This is a genomic window from Streptomyces sp. NPDC052687, assembly GCF_040678395.1.
Lineage (GTDB): Bacteria > Actinomycetota > Actinomycetes > Streptomycetales > Streptomycetaceae > Streptomyces.
This window is the reverse complement of sequence record NZ_JBFATR010000012.1, coordinates 124,499-139,714: the sequence shown is the minus strand read 5'-3', so window position 1 is coordinate 139,714 and position 15,216 is coordinate 124,499. Positions and strand designations below refer to the sequence as shown.

At 70.7% G+C, this 15,216-nt stretch carries 14 protein-coding genes, 1 rRNA gene and 1 pseudogene; 5 read left to right on the top strand and 11 right to left on the bottom strand.

What is annotated here, in order from left to right; genetic code table 11:
• Nucleotides 1–87 (top strand): 5S ribosomal RNA (rrf, locus tag AB0K92_RS13965); the annotation flags it as partial.
• Nucleotides 88–136: 49 nt separating this feature from the next.
• On the opposite strand, the gene AB0K92_RS13960 is transcribed toward rrf, so the two are convergent.
• The 4 genes and pseudogenes from AB0K92_RS13960 to AB0K92_RS13945 form a co-directional block, all read right to left on the bottom strand.
• Entirely contained in the window at nt 137–811 is a 675-nt protein-coding gene (locus tag AB0K92_RS13960; protein ID WP_365922491.1) for a response regulator transcription factor, read from the bottom strand.
• Nucleotides 808–2,067: a histidine kinase gene (locus AB0K92_RS13955; RefSeq protein WP_365922489.1), complete on the bottom strand. Its 1,260-nt coding sequence runs from the start codon at nt 2,065–2,067 to the stop codon at nt 808–810. Before AB0K92_RS13955 ends, AB0K92_RS13960 begins: the two co-directional genes overlap by 4 nt.
• Nucleotides 2,064–2,831, bottom strand: coding sequence for an ABC transporter permease (locus AB0K92_RS13950; RefSeq protein ID WP_365922487.1), 768 nt, complete (start codon nt 2,829–2,831; stop codon nt 2,064–2,066). The genes AB0K92_RS13955 and AB0K92_RS13950 overlap by 4 nt, the downstream gene beginning before the upstream one ends.
• Nucleotides 2,828–3,744: pseudogene (locus AB0K92_RS13945) on the bottom strand (ABC transporter ATP-binding protein). Before AB0K92_RS13945 ends, AB0K92_RS13950 begins: the two are co-directional and overlap by 4 nt.
• A 94-nt stretch (nt 3,745–3,838) precedes the next feature.
• Here AB0K92_RS13945 and AB0K92_RS13940 point away from each other — a divergent pair.
• Nucleotides 3,839–4,414 carry a GNAT family N-acetyltransferase gene (locus AB0K92_RS13940; protein WP_365922485.1) on the top strand — a complete coding sequence of 192 codons (576 nt, stop codon included), beginning with the start codon at nt 3,839–3,841 and terminating at the stop codon, nt 4,412–4,414.
• 102 nt (nt 4,415–4,516) lie between these two features.
• On the opposite strand, the gene AB0K92_RS13935 is transcribed toward AB0K92_RS13940, so the two are convergent.
• The 7 genes from AB0K92_RS13935 to AB0K92_RS13905 all read right to left on the bottom strand — a co-directional run bounded on the left by AB0K92_RS13935 (nt 4,517) and on the right by AB0K92_RS13905 (nt 12,496).
• Entirely contained in the window at nt 4,517–6,112 is a 1,596-nt protein-coding gene (locus AB0K92_RS13935; protein ID WP_365922484.1) for a type IV secretory system conjugative DNA transfer family protein, read from the bottom strand.
• A gap of 2 nt (nt 6,113–6,114) precedes the next feature.
• Nucleotides 6,115–7,527 carry an ATP-binding protein gene (locus AB0K92_RS13930; protein WP_365922482.1) on the bottom strand — a complete coding sequence of 471 codons (1,413 nt, stop codon included), beginning with the start codon at nt 7,525–7,527 and terminating at the stop codon, nt 6,115–6,117.
• A gap of 6 nt (nt 7,528–7,533) precedes the next feature.
• Nucleotides 7,534–9,090 (bottom strand): SCO6880 family protein, encoded by a 1,557-nt coding sequence (locus AB0K92_RS13925; RefSeq protein ID WP_365922480.1) that lies wholly within the window; start codon nt 9,088–9,090, stop codon nt 7,534–7,536.
• Entirely contained in the window at nt 9,087–10,487 is a 1,401-nt protein-coding gene (locus AB0K92_RS13920; protein WP_365922478.1) for a hypothetical protein, read from the bottom strand. The genes AB0K92_RS13925 and AB0K92_RS13920 overlap by 4 nt, the downstream gene beginning before the upstream one ends.
• Nucleotides 10,477–11,286, bottom strand: a complete 810-nt coding sequence (locus tag AB0K92_RS13915) for a hypothetical protein (protein WP_365922476.1) — start codon at nt 11,284–11,286, stop codon at nt 10,477–10,479. Before AB0K92_RS13915 ends, AB0K92_RS13920 begins: the two co-directional genes overlap by 11 nt.
• A gap of 224 nt (nt 11,287–11,510) precedes the next feature.
• Complete coding sequence (locus tag AB0K92_RS13910) at nt 11,511–11,819, bottom strand: hypothetical protein (protein ID WP_004000049.1); 309 nt, start codon at nt 11,817–11,819, stop codon at nt 11,511–11,513.
• 305 nt (nt 11,820–12,124) lie between these two features.
• Nucleotides 12,125–12,496, bottom strand: coding sequence for a TetR-like C-terminal domain-containing protein (locus tag AB0K92_RS13905; protein WP_365922474.1), 372 nt, complete (start codon nt 12,494–12,496; stop codon nt 12,125–12,127).
• Between the two features lie 90 nt (nt 12,497–12,586).
• Here AB0K92_RS13905 and AB0K92_RS13900 point away from each other — a divergent pair, with 90 nt between their 5' ends.
• The 3 genes from AB0K92_RS13900 (at nt 12,587) to AB0K92_RS13890 (ending at nt 15,187) form a co-directional block, all read left to right on the top strand.
• Nucleotides 12,587–13,054 (top strand): hypothetical protein, encoded by a 468-nt coding sequence (locus AB0K92_RS13900; protein ID WP_365922472.1) that lies wholly within the window; start codon nt 12,587–12,589, stop codon nt 13,052–13,054.
• Between the two features lie 167 nt (nt 13,055–13,221).
• Complete coding sequence (locus AB0K92_RS13895) at nt 13,222–14,229, top strand: bifunctional lytic transglycosylase/C40 family peptidase (RefSeq protein ID WP_277347403.1); 1,008 nt, start codon at nt 13,222–13,224, stop codon at nt 14,227–14,229.
• Between the two features lie 241 nt (nt 14,230–14,470).
• Entirely contained in the window at nt 14,471–15,187 is a 717-nt protein-coding gene (locus tag AB0K92_RS13890) for a phosphatase PAP2 family protein (protein ID WP_365922470.1), read from the top strand.
• Nucleotides 15,188–15,216: the final 29 nt, after the last annotated feature.

Here is a 15,216-nt window from a genome sequence, read left to right as displayed (position 1 = left end):
GGTTACATTCCGAACCCGGAAGCTAAGCCTCACAGCGCCGATGGTACTGCAGGGGGGACCCTGTGGGAGAGTAGGACGCCGCCGAACAATTATTGAGAAAAGCCCCGTGCCATTCGGCACGGGGCTTTTCTGCGTTTCAGGAGGGTTCCACCAGCCTGGTGTCGTACGCCAGGATCACCGCCTGAATGCGGTCCCGTGAGCCCGTTTTCGCGAGGACGCGGCTCACATGCGTTTTCACCGTGGATTCGGCGAGGTGGAGGCGGGTCGCTATCTCGGTGTTCGTCCAGCCTTTGCCGATGACCGTGAGGATTTCTCGTTCCCGGTCGGTGAGAGGGGCCAAGCGGGGGTCTTCGGGTGCCGGGGTGCCGGCCGGTGGGTGGCCGGCCGGGAGGTGCTGGGCGTAGGCGTCGAGGAGGCGGCGGGTCGTGCTGGGGGCGACGACCGCGTCCCCGGTGGCGACCGCGCGGATACCCGACAGCAGTTCCTCGGGCTGCGCGTCCTTGACGAGGAAGCCGGAGGCCCCGGCGCGGAGGCCGGAGTAGGCGTACTCGTCGAGGTCGAAGGTGGTGAGGATCAGGACGCGGGTGCGGTCGCCGGTGGCGACGATGCGGCGGGTGGCCTCGATGCCGTCGAGGCCGGGCATGCGGACGTCCATCAGGACGACGTCGGGGTGCAGCTCGGCGGTCATCCGGACCGCCTCCGTCCCGTTCGCGGCCTCGCCGAGGACCGACATGTCGTCCTGGCTCTCCAGCAGCATGCGGAAGCCGAGGCGCTGGAGGGGCTGGTCGTCGGCGATGAGGACGGTCGTCACTGCGGGGCTTCCTCCGGTAGGTGCAGACGGACGCGCCAGCCCCGTTCGGGGTGCGGGCGGGGACCGGCCTCAAGTGTGCCGCCGTAGAGGGCCGTTCGCTCGCGCATGCCGGGAAGCCCGCGGCCTCCGCCGGTGCCGTTCGCGGGCCGGCCGTGGCCGGTGTCGGTGATCGTGACGGTGGCGGCGCCCTGGGCGTCGTAGTGCAGCACTATCTCCGCGATGGCGTCCGGGCCCGCGTGTTTGAGGGTGTTGGTCAGGGCCTCCTGGATGACGCGGTAGACCGTGAGCTGGCGGCCCGGAGGGAGGGACGGGGTGCCGTGGACGGTGGTGCGGACGGGGAGGCCGGCCGCGCGGACGCCGTCGATGAGCCGGTCCAGATCCGTCAGCGCGGGCTGCGGGGCGAGGTCGGCCTCGGGGTGCTGGTGGTCGTCGCGCAGGACGTCCAAGAGGCGGCGGAGTTCGGCGAGGGCCTGGCGGCTGGTGCCGGCGATGGCGTCCAGGGCCTGGGCGGCTCGCTGCGGGGACTTCGCGGCGGCGTAGCGGCCGCCGTCGGCCAGGCCGGTGATGACGGAGAGGTTGTGGCCGATGATGTCGTGCATCTCGCGGGCGATGCGGGCCCGTTCGGCGGCGGCGGCGAGCCGGGCCTGCTGGTCGCGTTCGATCTCCAAGCGGCGGGCGCGGTCTTCGAGGGCCTCCGTGTAGTCGCGGCGGGTGCGGACCGCGATGCCCGCCAGAACGGCCACGGCGAGTGACATCAGCGGGGGAACCATCTCCTGATCCCAGCCGTTTTCCCGGTGACGGACAGTGAGGAGAAGGGTGGGGAGCGTAGCGACAGCGGTGGTCCACCACAGGGAGCGCAGGGGGAGGCGCAGGGCGATGTTGTAGACGACGACCAGTTGGAGCATGGCGGCCTGGAGGACCGTGCCGGTCCAGGCGGTGGCCAGGGCGGGCGGGGTCATGGCCAGCAGGACCGCGAGGGGGTGGGTGCGGCGCCAGAGGAGGGGGACGGAGAAGCCGAGGCTGAGGACGACGACGAGCCAGTCGGGGGCGGGTGTGCCGCGCGCGAGGTCGCGCCAGCCGCCGACGGCGTAGTCCAGCAGGGCGATGGAGACGCACAAGCCGGTCAGGTGGAGGTCCCAGGCCAGCGGATGGCGCCGGTCGAAGGCGCGCACCCGGGTGAGGAGGCGTTGGATGTGCTGGGTCAGGGGCTCGGGGGCCTGCGGCATGGCGTCCATGGTGCGGGGCGCGGGGGTCATACGTCCCGTCGCTTGAGAAAGACGGCCGCCGCGGCGAGGGTGGCCGCCGTCCAGAGAGCGAGGGAGAGGAGAGCGGTGCCGGGGGTGGTCATGCCGGGGGCCGGGTCGGCGTGGGTGAGGACTTCGAGGGCCTTGCCGGGGAAGTGGCGTACGGCGTCGTCGACGATGTCGTAGGGCAGCATCCGCAGCACCTCCGGAAGGATCATGACGACGCCGATCAGGACGCCGACACTGGTGGGGACGGAGCGGAGCAGGGCGCCGAGGCCCGCGGCGAGGACGGTGAGGAGGGCGAGGCCGGCGGCGTTGCCGACGAGGGCGCGCAGGATGCCCGGGTCGCCGAGGGAGGCCTCCTTGTCGGTGCCGGTGAGGAGGGTCTGGACGAGGTGGAAGGTGATGAGGTTGGTGGCGAGGACGGTGAGGAAGGAGACGGCGCCGAGGATCGCCGCCTTGGACCACAGGACGGGCAGGCGGGTCGGGACGGCCGCCATGGTGGAGCGGGCGAGGCCCGTGGAGTGCTCCTCGGCGGTGGAGAGGATGCCGAGGACGCCCACGGTGATCTGGCTGAACTGCATACCGAGGAGGGTGAGCAGGACGGTGTCCATCCCGGTGGCGTCGCCGGACTCGTAGGCGCTGCCGACGGCGACGCCCGTGCCGATCGTCAGCAGGGGGATCAGGGCGAGGTTGAGCCAGGTGGAGCGGAGCGTCCACAGCTTGTGCCATTCGGCGTGCAGGACGCGGGCCGGGGTGACCGCCAGGGTGGTCATGCGGAGGCTCCTTCGAGGGTGGCGGTGTACTCCACCGCGTCGCGGGTGAGGTCCATGAAGGCCTCCTCGAGGGAGGCGGCGCGCGGGGTCAGTTCGAACAGGGGGATGCCGTGGGCGGCGGCGGTGCGGCCGATGTGCTCGGCGTCGGTGCCGTGGACGTGGAGGGTGCCGGGGGTGTCGCTGGTGATGTCGACGCCGGGGGCGGACAGATGCCGGGCGAGGGCGGTGGCTTCGGGGGTGACGACTTTGACGGTGCCGGCTCCGGACTGGCGTACGAAGTCCGCGACCGTGGTGTCGGCGAGGAGGCGGCCGCGGCCGATGATGATCAGGTGCTCGGCGGTCAGGGCCATCTCGCTCATGAGGTGCGAGGAGACGAGGACGGTGCGGCCTTCGGCGGCGACTTGAGCAGGGTGCGGATCCACAGGACGCCCTCGGGGTCGAGGCCGTTGACCGGCTCGTCGAGGATGAGCACCTCCGGGTCGCCGAGCAGGGCGGCGGCGATGCCGAGGCGCTGGCCCATGCCGAGGGAGAAGCCCTTGACGCGGCGGTTCGCGACGTCGGTGAGGCCGGTGAGGTCCAGTACCCGGGCGACGCGGGCGCGGGGGATGCCGTGGGTGAGGGCGAGGGCGGTCAGGTGGTGGCGGGCGGTGCGGCCGGGGTGCACCGAGCGGGCCTCCAGCAGCGCGCCGACTTGGGTGAGGGGTGCGGTATGGGCGGCGTAGGGGCGGCCGTTGATGGCGGTGCGGCCGCGGGTGGGGGCGTCCAGGCCGAGGAGCATCCGCATCGTGGTGGACTTGCCGGCGCCGTTGGGGCCGAGGAAGCCGGTGACGGTGCCCGGCCGGACGGTGAAGGAGAGGTCGGAGACGACGGTCTTGTCGCCGTAGCGCTTGGTGAGGTCCTGTGCCGTAATCATGCGTCGATGCTCGTCCGCGCGGGGGCGGCGGGCGTCCGACCGCGGGCAGTATTCCGGGTGAGCGGCGTAGTACCCCGGTACTACGGTGGCCGGCATGGGTTCTGTCATGGATGTTGACGAGATGTTCGTGGTGCGCGCGGTGCGGGCCGAGGAGTGGCCGGCCGCGAAGGCGCTGCGCTTGGCCGCGCTCCGTGATCCGCTCGCGCACCTGGCCTTTCTGGAGACCTATGAGACGGCCGTGAACCGTCCGGACTCCTTCTGGCGTGAGCGGACGGCGAGCGTGGCCGAGGGAGGGACCGGGGCGCGGCAGGTCATCGCCGAGGGGGCGGACGGCGACTGGGCGGGGACCGTGACGGTGCTGGTCGAGGAGGCCGGGACGACGGACTGGGCGGGGTTCCCGGTCGAGCGCCGGCAGGGGCATGTGGTCGGGGTGTTCGTACGGCCCGAGTATCGCGGGCGCGGGCTGAGCGAGCGGCTCTTCGAGGCGGTGCTGGCCTGGTGCGGGGAGATCGGGCTGGAGCGGGTGCGGTTGATCGTGCACGAGGACAACGAGCGGGCCCAGGGCTTCTACCGGAAGATGGGCTTCGCGCCGAGCGGGGTGGTGGTGCCGCTGCAGGGGCGGGAGGAGGAGCGGGAGCTGGAGTACGTGCTGGAGTCGGCCGCGGGCTGAGGCCTGCGCTCCGGGCTGGTGGCGCCCGTGGGTCTGTGACGCCTCGACTTCCCGTGGGCCTGTGACGCCCCCGTGTTCCCGGCTCGGCTCGGGCTCGTGGCCTCAGACGGGCAGTTCGTCGTGGGGCCAGCGGGAGCGGGCCTGTTCGCGGGAGCGGAGCAGGGCGAGCGTGGGCATGCCCTGGTCCGGGCCGGACGCGAGGAGGTCCGGGAGCTGGGGGAGCGGGGCGACGGCCGCCACGTCGTCCAGGACGAGGGTGACTGGTGGGTCGAGCCGACCGGGGGATGACCTTTCGGCCATGCGCCGGCCGTGCTCGACCACGCTGGAGACGAGGGCCGTCAGGAAGGGCATCGCGCCCGGGTCGGTCCTGGGGTCCTCGATGGATTCACCCACCACATAAAGACTTCCCCCTTCCGCGATGAAGGAATCCAAGGCGAGGGCATCAGTTCGGTTTGGAGTGCATGCCTCGCGCACGTGGACCGTGGACAGCGCGGACAGGGCGCGGCCGATCAGCTGCTGGGCCATGTCGCGGCGCTCGGGGTGGGCGGTGAGCGCGGACTCCAGCTCGCCGGCGGAGCCGGGTGCCGCCTTGGGGTGGGTGCGCAGGGTCCGGACGGCTTCCTGGATGTGGGTGCCCTGGGACCAGCGGTGGACGTGGCGGATCGTACGGCCGTCCAGGGCGGCGGCGTGCAGACAGCAGCGCAGCAGGGTCTCGGCCGTGTCGGTGACCGCCTGGTCGATCCGGGCGGTGGGGCGGACGGGCGCGAGGAGCGCCACGGCGCGCCGGACCGCCGTCTGCTGGGACTCGCAGCCCGCGGTGGGGGACCAGTGCAGCCGGGACGGGGTGTCGCACAGGTGGTGGGGGTCGTAGAGGAGGACCGGGCCCAGTTTGGCGCGGGCGTCCTTGGTGTCGGACCAGAGGGCCGGGTTGGAGGTGACGACGAGGGCGGGGCCGGCGGCGTCGCGCACGGCCTGGGCGGCGGTGGCGTGGCGCAGTTCGCGGGGGGCGAGGATCAGACGCTGCCCGGCGGGTGCGGGCGCGGGTGCGGGTGCGGCGGCCGGGACCGGCTCGTACGGGGCCTGCCCGTGCCCCTCCCCCTGAGGCACGGGCTCCGCACGGGGATCCACCGCACGGGGATCCACCGCACGGGCCTCCACCGCGTGCTCCTGCGGCGCCGGGGCGAGCGGGGCGGGTGCCGGGACCGGGCCGGCGGGGGCGTGGGCCGGGGCGGGGTCGGGCTCCCTGCGGGGCGTGGGGACCTCGTACTGCGGCTCCGGAGCGCCGGCGGACGTGGGCGTCGGGGCGGCCTCCGGCACCGGCTGGTGGCGTCGGCCGGCCCGGCCCGCGCGCCAGCGGGCCACCGTGCCCAGGACGAACACGGTCAGCACGACCAGCACCATCAGCTGTCCGATGAACAGCCCCCAGAACAGCCCGTACCCCGACAGCTGCCCGGCCGGGGTGTCCGGCCAGGCGCCCGGGATGTCGTGCGGCTGGGCGATCAGGCTGCGCATGGCCAGCGGCGTACGGGCGAAGGTGACGGTGTCCGGCCAGGCGCCGTGGGCGAACCAGGCGGCGAGGCCGGTGGCCGACCAGACCATCAGGGTCATGCCGAGCAGGAACGCGAGTATGCCGATCAGCAGACCGTCGGGGATACCGCCCTGGGCGCTTCGGCGGCTGGTGCGGTCGTCCGGTCTCATCGTCAGGCCACCGTGGACTCGGAGTCGCCGAGGTGCTGCTCGACGAAGGCCGCGGCCCGCTCCTCGGCCTCCAGCTCGGCGGCGCGCAGGGCGTCGTGGTCGATGAAGTCGCTGGCGGACTCGGTCATCGCGCGGTCGGTGAAGACGAGCGGGCGTTCGGTCTCGGTGACCAGGTGTTTGACGACCTGGACGTTGCCGTTGACGTCCCAGACGGCGATGCCGGGGGTGAGGGTGGGGATGATCTCCACCGCCCACCTCGGCAGCCCGAGGACACGGCCGGTCGCCCTGGCCTCGTCGGCTTTCTGGGCGTAGATCGTCCGGGTGGACGCCATCTTCAGGATGGCGGCGGCCTCCTTCGCCGCCGCGCCGTCGACGACGTCGGACAGGTGGTGGACGACCGCGACGAACGACAGGCCGAGCCGCCGGCCGAACTTCAGCAGCCGCTGGAACAGCTGGGCGACGAACGGGCTGTTGATGATGTGCCAGGCCTCCTCGACCAGGAAGATGCGCTTCTTCCGGTCGGGGCGGATCCAGGTGTGCTCCAGCCACACGCCGACGATCGCCATGAGGATGGGCATGGCGATGGAGTTGCGGTCGATGTGGGACAGGTCGAAGACGATCAGCGGGGCGTCCAGGTCGATGCCGACCGTCGTCGGGCCGTCGAACATGCCGCGCAGGTCACCGTCGACGAGCCGGTCCAGGACCAGGGCGACGTCCAGGCCCCACGCCCGTACGTCGTCTATGTCGACGTTCATCGCCTCGGCCGACTCCGGCTCGGGGTGGCGCAGTTGCTCGACGATGTCGGAGAGGACGGGCTGGCGTTCGACGATGGTCTCGTTGACGTAGGCGTGGGCGACCTTCAGCGCGAAGCCGGAGCGCTCGTCGAGGCCGTGGCCCATCGCCACCTCGATGATGGTGCGCAGCAGGGCGAGCTGCCCGGTCGTGGTGATCGCCGGGTCCAGGGGGTTGAGCCGGATGCCGTGGTCCAGGGCGGCCATCGGGTCCAGCCGGATGGGCGTTATGCCCAGCTCCTGCGCGATCAGGTTCCATTCGCCGACGCCGTCCTCGCCCTGGGCGTCGAGGACGACGACCTGGCGGTCGCGGAAGCGCAGCTGGCGCAGGACGTACGTCTTCTCCAGCGCCGACTTGCCGTTGCCGGACTCGCCGAGGACGAGCCAGTGCGGCGCGGGGAGTTGCTGGCCGTACAGCTGGAAGGGGTCGTAGATGTACCCCTTCCCGGAGTAGACCTCGCGGCCGATGATGACGCCGGAGTCGCCGAGACCGGGTGCGGCCGTCGGCAGGTAGACCGCCTGTGCCTGGCCGGTCGACGTGCGGACCGGCAGGCGGGTCGTCTCGACCTTCCCGAACAGGAAGGACGTGAAGGCGTCGGTGAGGACGGACAGCGGGTCCCGCATCAGGTCCTACCTCCGAATGCCGGTGGCGAAGGGCAGCGTGTTCACAAAGGCGCGGTGGTGCTCGCGGTCACACCATTCCAGCTTCAGATACGACTTTCCGGCCGATGCCCTAATCGTGCGCTTGTCGCGGGCCAGCGCCTCGGGATTACGCGAGGAGACCGTGATGTAGCCGACGAGATTCACTCCCGCGGCGCCGCTCGCGAGATCCTCGCCGCGCTGGTCGAGGCGGTTGTGGGCGGCGATGTCGCGCGGGTCGACGGTGCGGTTCATCTTGGCGGCGCGGGACGCCTCCGCCTCGTCGTTGGTCTTCTCGGTGAGCATGCGTTCGATGGCGACCTCCGTCGGTTCGAGGTCCATCGTGACGGCGACGGTGCGGATGACGTCCGGGGTGTGGACGAGGAGCGGGGCGAGGAAGTTGACGCCGACGGGCGTCATCGGCCACTCCTTCACCCAGGCCGTGGCGTGGCACCAGGGGGCGCGGGTGGCGGACTCGCGGGTCTTGGCCTGGAGGAACGTCGGCTCCATGGCGTCCAGCTCGGCCGGCCAGGCGTTGCGCTTGGTCATCGCCTGGATGTGGTCGATCGGGTGGTCCGGGTCGTACATGGAGTGGATGAGGGAGGCGAGCCGGCTCTGGCCGAGGGGCTGGCGAACCCGGATGTCGGCCTCCTGGAGGCGGGAGCAGATGTCCGTCAGCTCCCTGGCCATGACGACGGCGAGACCGGCGTCCCGGTCGACCTTGCCGCCGTGCGGGCGGGCGGCGCGGGCCATGGCGTGGGCCTCGGCGGCCAGTTCGCGGGTGTAGTGCATGCAGGCGACGAGGTACGCGCGGTGCTGCTCGCTGCTGGTCGACACCATCGACTGGAGCTGGTCGTAGGACTGCTGGAGCCAGGCCGGTGCGCGGTCGTCGCCACGGACCGCGACGTCCTTGGCGTGGGCGTCGGGGTCGGCGGGGAGGGTGCGGGCCAGCATCTGCAGGCGGGTGACGAAGCCGTCGCCGTTGGCGACGTGCTTGAGCAGGGTGCCGAAACGGTCCACCAGGGCTTCCTGGTCCTCCGAGTCGCGCAGGCCGACGCCGGGGCCCTCGATCTCGATGCAGGCGGTGACCGTCTTGCGGTCGGCGTGCAGGAGTACGGCGATCTCGTCCGGGCCGAAGGGCGCGGAGAGCCAGGTGATCCGGCCGATGCCGGGCGGCGGCCCGATCTCGATCTCCCGGCCGTCGAGGCGGGTGCCGGCCTCCATGGCGCCGGAGCGGTAGGTGGCGCCCTGGCGCAGGGTGCGCTTGTAGCTGCGGTTGATCTCGAACCACTTGTAGAACGTGCGGTGCTTGTACGGGACGTAGACCGCGGCCAGCGCGAGCAGCGGGAAACCCATGAGGAGCACGATCCGCAGGGACAGGACCGGAACGAGGAGCCCGCACATCATGCCGAGGAACGCGCCCGAGATGATCAGCACGATCTCGCCGGTCTCGCGGTTGCGTCCGACGATCGCGTTCGGCCGGGCACGGCCGATCAGATAGGTACGGCGGGGCGTGACCGGATGGGGCAGATGGGAGTCGGTCGTCAACGCCCTTCACCTCCCGTGCGATGGGTACTGCTGTTGCGGGTGTTGCTGGCGTGAGGTGTGTTCACCGGGCTGGACGAGCGGGGCGGCGGCGCGGCGGAGGGGACAGATCCGCCGCCACCGGTCGAGGTGCGCGTGCTGTGCGCGGCGACGCCGCCGGCGGCGGTGTTGGCCGGGCGGGCGCCGCTCATGCCGCCGGTGGGCGGGGCGCCGTTGTTGTCCGCGCGGGAGCTGTGGGTCTTGATGCCCTGGGCGACGAGGGTGGCCGGGCTGCTGATGACGGCCGCCGCCTTGCTCTCGGCGCCGGCCATGATGCGGTTGTTGCGGGAGCCGGCGATCTCGTCGCCGAAGCCGGGGACGAAGCGGTAGATCATCGCGCTGGCGAAGATGGCGAGCAGGATGATCGCGAGGCCGGAGACGACCGCGGAGAAGGCGTCCGGGCCGTCGTCGGCGGAGAGGGCGCCCGCGAGGCCGAGGACGATCACGATGACCGGCTTGACCAGGATGACGGCGATCATGATGCCCGCCCAGCGGCGGACGTGGCCCCACAGGTTCTTGTCGACCAGGCCGGCGTAGACGACGGTGCCGAGGAGGGCGCCGACGTAGAGCAGGGCGGCGCGGATGACGAGTTCCAGCCACAGGACGCCCGCGGCGAGGATGCTGACCAGGGAGACGACGATCAGCATGATCGGGCCGCCGCCGATGTCCTCGCCCTTCTCCAGGGCGGCGGAGAAGTTGCCGAAGAACGTGTCGGTCCGGTCGCCGGTGGCCTTCGCGAGGACCTCGGTGATGCCGTCGGTGGCCGAGACGACGGTGTAGAGGATCAGCGGGGTGAACGCGGAGGCCAGGACGGTCAGCCAGAGGAAGCCGATCGCCTCCGAGATCGCGGTGGCGAGGGGCACGCCGCGTACCGCGCGCTTGGCGACCGCGAGCAGCCAGAGCAGGAGCGTGAGGATCGTCGACGCGGCGAAGACCACCGCGTACTGCTGGAGGAACGTCTTGTTCGTGAAGTCGACGTTCGCGGTCTCCTGCACGGCCTCGCTGAGCTTGTCGATCGTCCAGGACGCGGCGTCGGCACAGCCCTTGGCGAGGGAGGAGAGGGGGTCGAGGGTGGAGGTGGGGTCGAGGGTGTCGGTCCCCCCGGACCGGGAGCGACCGCCTTGACCACGTTCGCAGTAGTCCTTGGCGGGGCCGTGGATGAGATCGCAGGGGTCATTGCTGGCGGAGGGGGACGTAGAGGGAGATGCCGAGGGGGTCGATGAGACTGTCGGGGACGGCGATGCGGAGGGTGTGGGGGACGGCGTGGGGGCGGCCGTGGCGTTCGTGGCCGCGAGGACCACGGTGGTCTGCGCGGTCGCCAGGACGGCAGTCAGCTTGAGTGCGCGGCGCCTACCGGGCATACGTGAACCCTCCGTACTCCTGGACGGCCTTGGCCATCTCGTCGGCGCTGGAGGCCCTGTCGTCGCCGGGAACGGGCGCGGGGCCTTCCTTCTGGGAGTGCGTCACGATCTTCCAGTCGTCCGCGGTCCACTCGAGCTGCATGGTGATGGTGAACCAGCTGTTCGTGACCGGAGTCGTCGAGTTCTCACCCGCGAGGCCGAGCAGGCCGCTGCACCAGACCTCGACCGTGGCGGTGTCGGCCGTTGCCTTGGTGACCTTCGTGCCGATCGGGCTGGTCCGGGACACGAACGTGTAGCCCTTGGGGGTCGTGCCGTCCTCGTTCAGGCCGACGTTCTTGTTGAACGCGGGCGTGTAGGCCTTGTCCAGCGTCGCTTCGAAGCTGGCGATGCGAGACGGCGTGATGATGCTCCGCAGGATGGCGTCACGCTTGACCTTGTCAAACATCTCGGCGGAGCCGAGCGCGACCGCATAGTTCGCCGCAGCGCTCTGTGCCCCCTGTTCGTCCCGGGCGAAGCCCGCCTTCACCGGGTGGACCCCGCTCGCGGCCGTCGCCGCCGGGCGGGGCTGTTCGGGGGCCTGGGCGCCCGCGGGGGCGTCGTCGTCGCCGCGGTTCGCGAAGGCGATGGCCGCGATGAGGAGGACGACGACGCCGACGACGGTGACCAGGCTCCGCGAGGAGGAGCGGCCGGGGCGCCGGGCGCCGCCGTAGGGGTCGGAGTCGGGCAGGCGGGTGCGGGTGTGCCCGGTGCCGGCGTAGCCGCCGGAGCCCTCCGGCTGGTGTTCGTCTCCGAGACTCATGCCGCGTCCGCCCCCTCGACGTCGTAGCGGAAACCCTCGTACCGGAAGAACGTGTGGCAGTACGACGGTAGCCGTGCTGGTTCCCGCGCGGGCGCGGTGTGGTGACTCGACATCAGGGAAACGCAACCTCAGCCGGTGGGCACGACGGGCGGGTGGGGTAGAGGGGACCGGGCGTGCCCGGAGCGGACTGGGCGCGCCCGCGACGGTCGGCGGCGCGCGCCGGGCTACACGGCCATGCCGTACACGATGGTGAAGAGCGTGCCGAGGGACCCGATGATGAAGACGCCCGTGAGGCCGGCGATGATGAGGCCCTTGCCCTGTTCCGCGCTGAAGGTGTCGCGCAGCGCGGTCGCGCCGATGCGCTGCTTCGCGGCGCCCCAGATGGCGATGCCCAGACAGATCAGGATGGCGACCGCCATCACCACCTCGATCATCACCTTGGCCTCGTTGCCCAGGCTGCCGAAGGGCCCCCAGTCCGGAGCGATTCCGCCGATGATGGTGTTGATGTCTCCCTTGTCGGCCGCAAAGAGCATGTAAGTCACCGCCCCTGTTGGGTAGTTCCGCAGTCCCCTGCGGTGCGCAGAGGTCAGGCCTCATTCTCGCCGACAATGACGCCCAGGTATGTCGACTTGGCGTCATTGCTTGGCAGGTTTCGTACGAATAGCTCGTATGGTCACTCTGTGTATCACGGCAGGTGACGCCGGGCAACGAGGCGAGTGCGGAACCTGTGGTGTGGTTCCGTCGTTGTGTCACTTTTGGTGCGTACGCCGGTTTCTGATGGTGTGACGGGTGAGCGATCGCGCCGATGTTCTGCGGGTGAGAGCCGTTCGGGTGAAGGCTATCGGGGTCGCAGTCCGTGCAGCAGATGGTGGACCAGCTCGTCGACGCCGGTCAGGGCCGTCTCGGGCGGCAGGTGGCCGGTGGCGGTGAAGCCGGCGACGCCGTGCAGGGCGGCACCGGCCAGGAGGGCGATGCGCTCGGGGTCGTCCGGAACGATCTCGCCACGCTCCTGGGCGTCGGTGATGAGTCGGAAGAAGGTTTCCTTCGTGCGGGCGATGGCGTCGGCCAGCTGCTCGGGGATGTCCGGGTCGCGTTTGCGGGTGTACATCAGCTCGAGCGCGGGCATCTCGCTCGGGCTCGCGGCCTTCACCGGCGGTCTGTCCGCGCTGCTCGGCGCCGCGGGGATCGCGGCGATGAGGCTACTGGTCAAGAAGATCGTCGACGAGGTCGCCGACCGGGTGGTCGGGGAACTGATCGCGCGGGTCACGGAGCGGCAACAGGCCGTGAGAGAGGCGGAAAGATGGACGTCGAGCTGTTGCCGCATGTCGGCGTCGCAGCGTTCCGGCTTGGTATGCCGTTCGACGATGCGGTGGCCGAGGCTCGGACTTGGGGACGTGTCGAGCACTCCCCTGAAGGGGGGCGCCCGCCGGGCAAGTACGTCGTCGTCAACGAGACGTACCAATTCGAGTTCGTCCTCCTCTTCGAAGCGGAGGACAAGGAAGAGCTGACCGGGATCGAGGTGTGGCGGTTCCGTGACGAGGCCGCCGACATCCGTCTCCTCTGGAGGGCATCGACGTCTTCCGCACGCCGGCGGACGACCTGCCGGAGATCCTGGAGGAGCGTGGGCACGAAGTCGCCGAGAGCGACTACGGGTTCGAGGAGGTCACGGACCTCGGCCTGCGCTTCGCGAACAGCAGCAGCTTCGACTACCCCGTGGACGGGGAGGGGGACCCTCTGTACTACGACTACGTTCTCGTCACGGACCTGACCTGACCCGAACGGCGGGGTACGTGGTTCACGGAGGTCGCGCGAAGGTGATGCTCGCCGACCAGAGCAGCTACGACCGGATCCGAGACGCCAGCGAGCGGGAGCATCCCCTCGTGGGAGGTCCGCATCTACACTGGCGGCGGCGTACTCCCGGACGGTGAGGGGCGGTTGACGGTGCGTAAGGCGTGGGTCGTTGGCACTGCTGTGGTCGGTGGTTCGCTCGCCTTCGTGATGCTGCTCGTGGTCGGCGTGTACGTCGTCGCCGGCAATCTGGTCAACGGGATGCGCGGCGGGAGCAGGACGCTGGCCAAGGGATCGGTGCCCGCCGCGTACCGACCGCTGGTGGAGAAGTGGGGCAACCTCTGCTCCGCCATCAACCCCGCCTTGCTCGCCGCGCAGTTGTACCAGGAGAGCGGGTTCAACCCGAACGCCAAGAGTCCGGCCGCCGCGCAGGGGATAGCGCAGTTCATCCCGGGGACGTGGGCCTCGCACGGGATCGACGGCGACGGGGACGGCGACCGGGACGTCTGGGACCCGAATGACGCGATTCCATCGGCCGCCAAGTACGACTGCACGCTCGCCAAGTACGTCAAGGACGTGCCCGGCGACCCCACCGCGAACATGCTCGCCGCCTACAACGCGGGGGCCTACGCGGTGATCAAGTACAAGGGCGTGCCGCCGTACCGGGAGACCCGGAACTACGTCAAGACGATCACCACGCTGGAGGAGAGCTTCGCCGCCCCCCAGACCCGGCTCGACCCCTCCAAGCAGGCCGCCGGGGCCATCCACTACGCGCAGAAGAAGCTCGGCACGCCCTATCTCTGGGGCGGCAACGGTACGCCTGAGCAGGGCGGACGGTTCGACTGCTCCGGGCTGACCAAGGCGGCGTACGAGAGTGTGGGGATCACGCTGCCCCGGGTGGCGAACGATCAGTACAACGCGGGGCCGCACCCGTCGCGGGACGAGCTGCTCCCCGGTGATCTGGTGTTCTTCTCGCCCGACCCGACCAACTCGCGGGCCATCGACCACGTCGGGATCTACGTGGGCGGCGGGTACATGATCGACGCGCCCTACACGGGGGCCGTGATCCGGTTCGACCCGATCGACACGAAGAAGTACTTCGGGGCGACCCGGGTCACCGAAGATGGCGCAAAAGCGTTGCCCACGACCGCCTGACAGGGCCGGAACGGCGTGTGAACCCCACCCCTGAGCTGCGGCGATGTATCTCTCTTCGATAACGTCTGCGTGATCATTCAGTGGAATGTGGAACGTAGGAACCGGGATCGTGCGTTCCTGTTGACGTAGCCGATTGACCTAGCCCGAAGACCTAGCCGATCGCTCTACGTACCACGGGGGTGGCAGGACGGCGCGCGACAAGGGCGCGCCGGTGAGATGACGACGAAGGGGCCGCTGCACCATGGCTGGACTCGCGCAATCCGGGTCGAACCCCGACGTCGAGCTGCTCTACGACATCAATGGCCTGGCCAAGGACGCGCCGCACTGGTTCGACCGGGTCATGGAGTACGTCGGCGAGTACGGACTGCTGCTCGCCATGGTGCTCCTCGTGCTGTGGTGCTGGTGGACGGGTCGGCGCCGGGCACAGTCCGCGGAGGACGCGGCCTCCTCGGTCGCCGCGCTGGTGTGGGCGCCGCTCGCGGCCGGTGTCGCCGTGCTGGTGAACGTGCCGATACGCGGGTTCGTCGAACGGCCCCGGCCGTTTCTGGAGCACGAGGGCCTCGACGTCCTCGTCTCCGGCAAGACGGACTACTCCTTCGTCAGCGATCACGCGACCATCACCATGGCCATGGCCGTCGGGCTCTTCGTCGCCAACCGCAGATTCGGACTCGTCGGACTCGTGCTCGCCCTGCTCGAAGGGTTCTGCCGGGTCTACATGGGTGTGCACTACCCGACCGACGTCATCGGCGGCCTCGCGCTCGGCACCGCCGTCGCGCTGCTGCTCTCGCCCGTCGCCATGGCACTCCTCACGCCTGTCGCGCGGGCGATGGAGCGGTCGCCGCGCGTGGGGTGGCTGATCTGGAAGCGGCCGTCCGGGGGGAGCCGGGACGCGATGATCCCGGGCGCCCGGCGGGAGGCCGCCGGCAGGCAGAGCGAGGAGCGGGATCTGGCCGCCTGAGCGGCCGGGCAAGGCCGGGCCACGGTGAC

Coding starts and splice junctions, on each gene's coding strand:
- AB0K92_RS13950 (WP_365922487.1), bottom strand. CDS start 2,831: ATGACCACCCTGGCGGTCACCCCGGCCCGCGTCCTGCACGCCGAATGG.
- AB0K92_RS13935 (WP_365922484.1), bottom strand. CDS start 6,112: ATGAGACCGGACGACCGCACCAGCCGCCGAAGCGCCCAGGGCGGTATC.
- AB0K92_RS13890 (WP_365922470.1), top strand. CDS start 14,471: ATGGCTGGACTCGCGCAATCCGGGTCGAACCCCGACGTCGAGCTGCTC.
- AB0K92_RS13940 (WP_365922485.1), top strand. CDS start 3,839: ATGGGTTCTGTCATGGATGTTGACGAGATGTTCGTGGTGCGCGCGGTG.
- AB0K92_RS13920 (WP_365922478.1), bottom strand. CDS start 10,487: ATGCCCGGTAGGCGCCGCGCACTCAAGCTGACTGCCGTCCTGGCGACC.
- AB0K92_RS13900 (WP_365922472.1), top strand. CDS start 12,587: ATGGACGTCGAGCTGTTGCCGCATGTCGGCGTCGCAGCGTTCCGGCTT.
- AB0K92_RS13930 (WP_365922482.1), bottom strand. CDS start 7,527: ATGCGGGACCCGCTGTCCGTCCTCACCGACGCCTTCACGTCCTTCCTG.
- AB0K92_RS13915 (WP_365922476.1), bottom strand. CDS start 11,286: ATGAGTCTCGGAGACGAACACCAGCCGGAGGGCTCCGGCGGCTACGCC.
- AB0K92_RS13910 (WP_004000049.1), bottom strand. CDS start 11,819: ATGCTCTTTGCGGCCGACAAGGGAGACATCAACACCATCATCGGCGGA.
- AB0K92_RS13955 (WP_365922489.1), bottom strand. CDS start 2,067: ATGACCCCCGCGCCCCGCACCATGGACGCCATGCCGCAGGCCCCCGAG.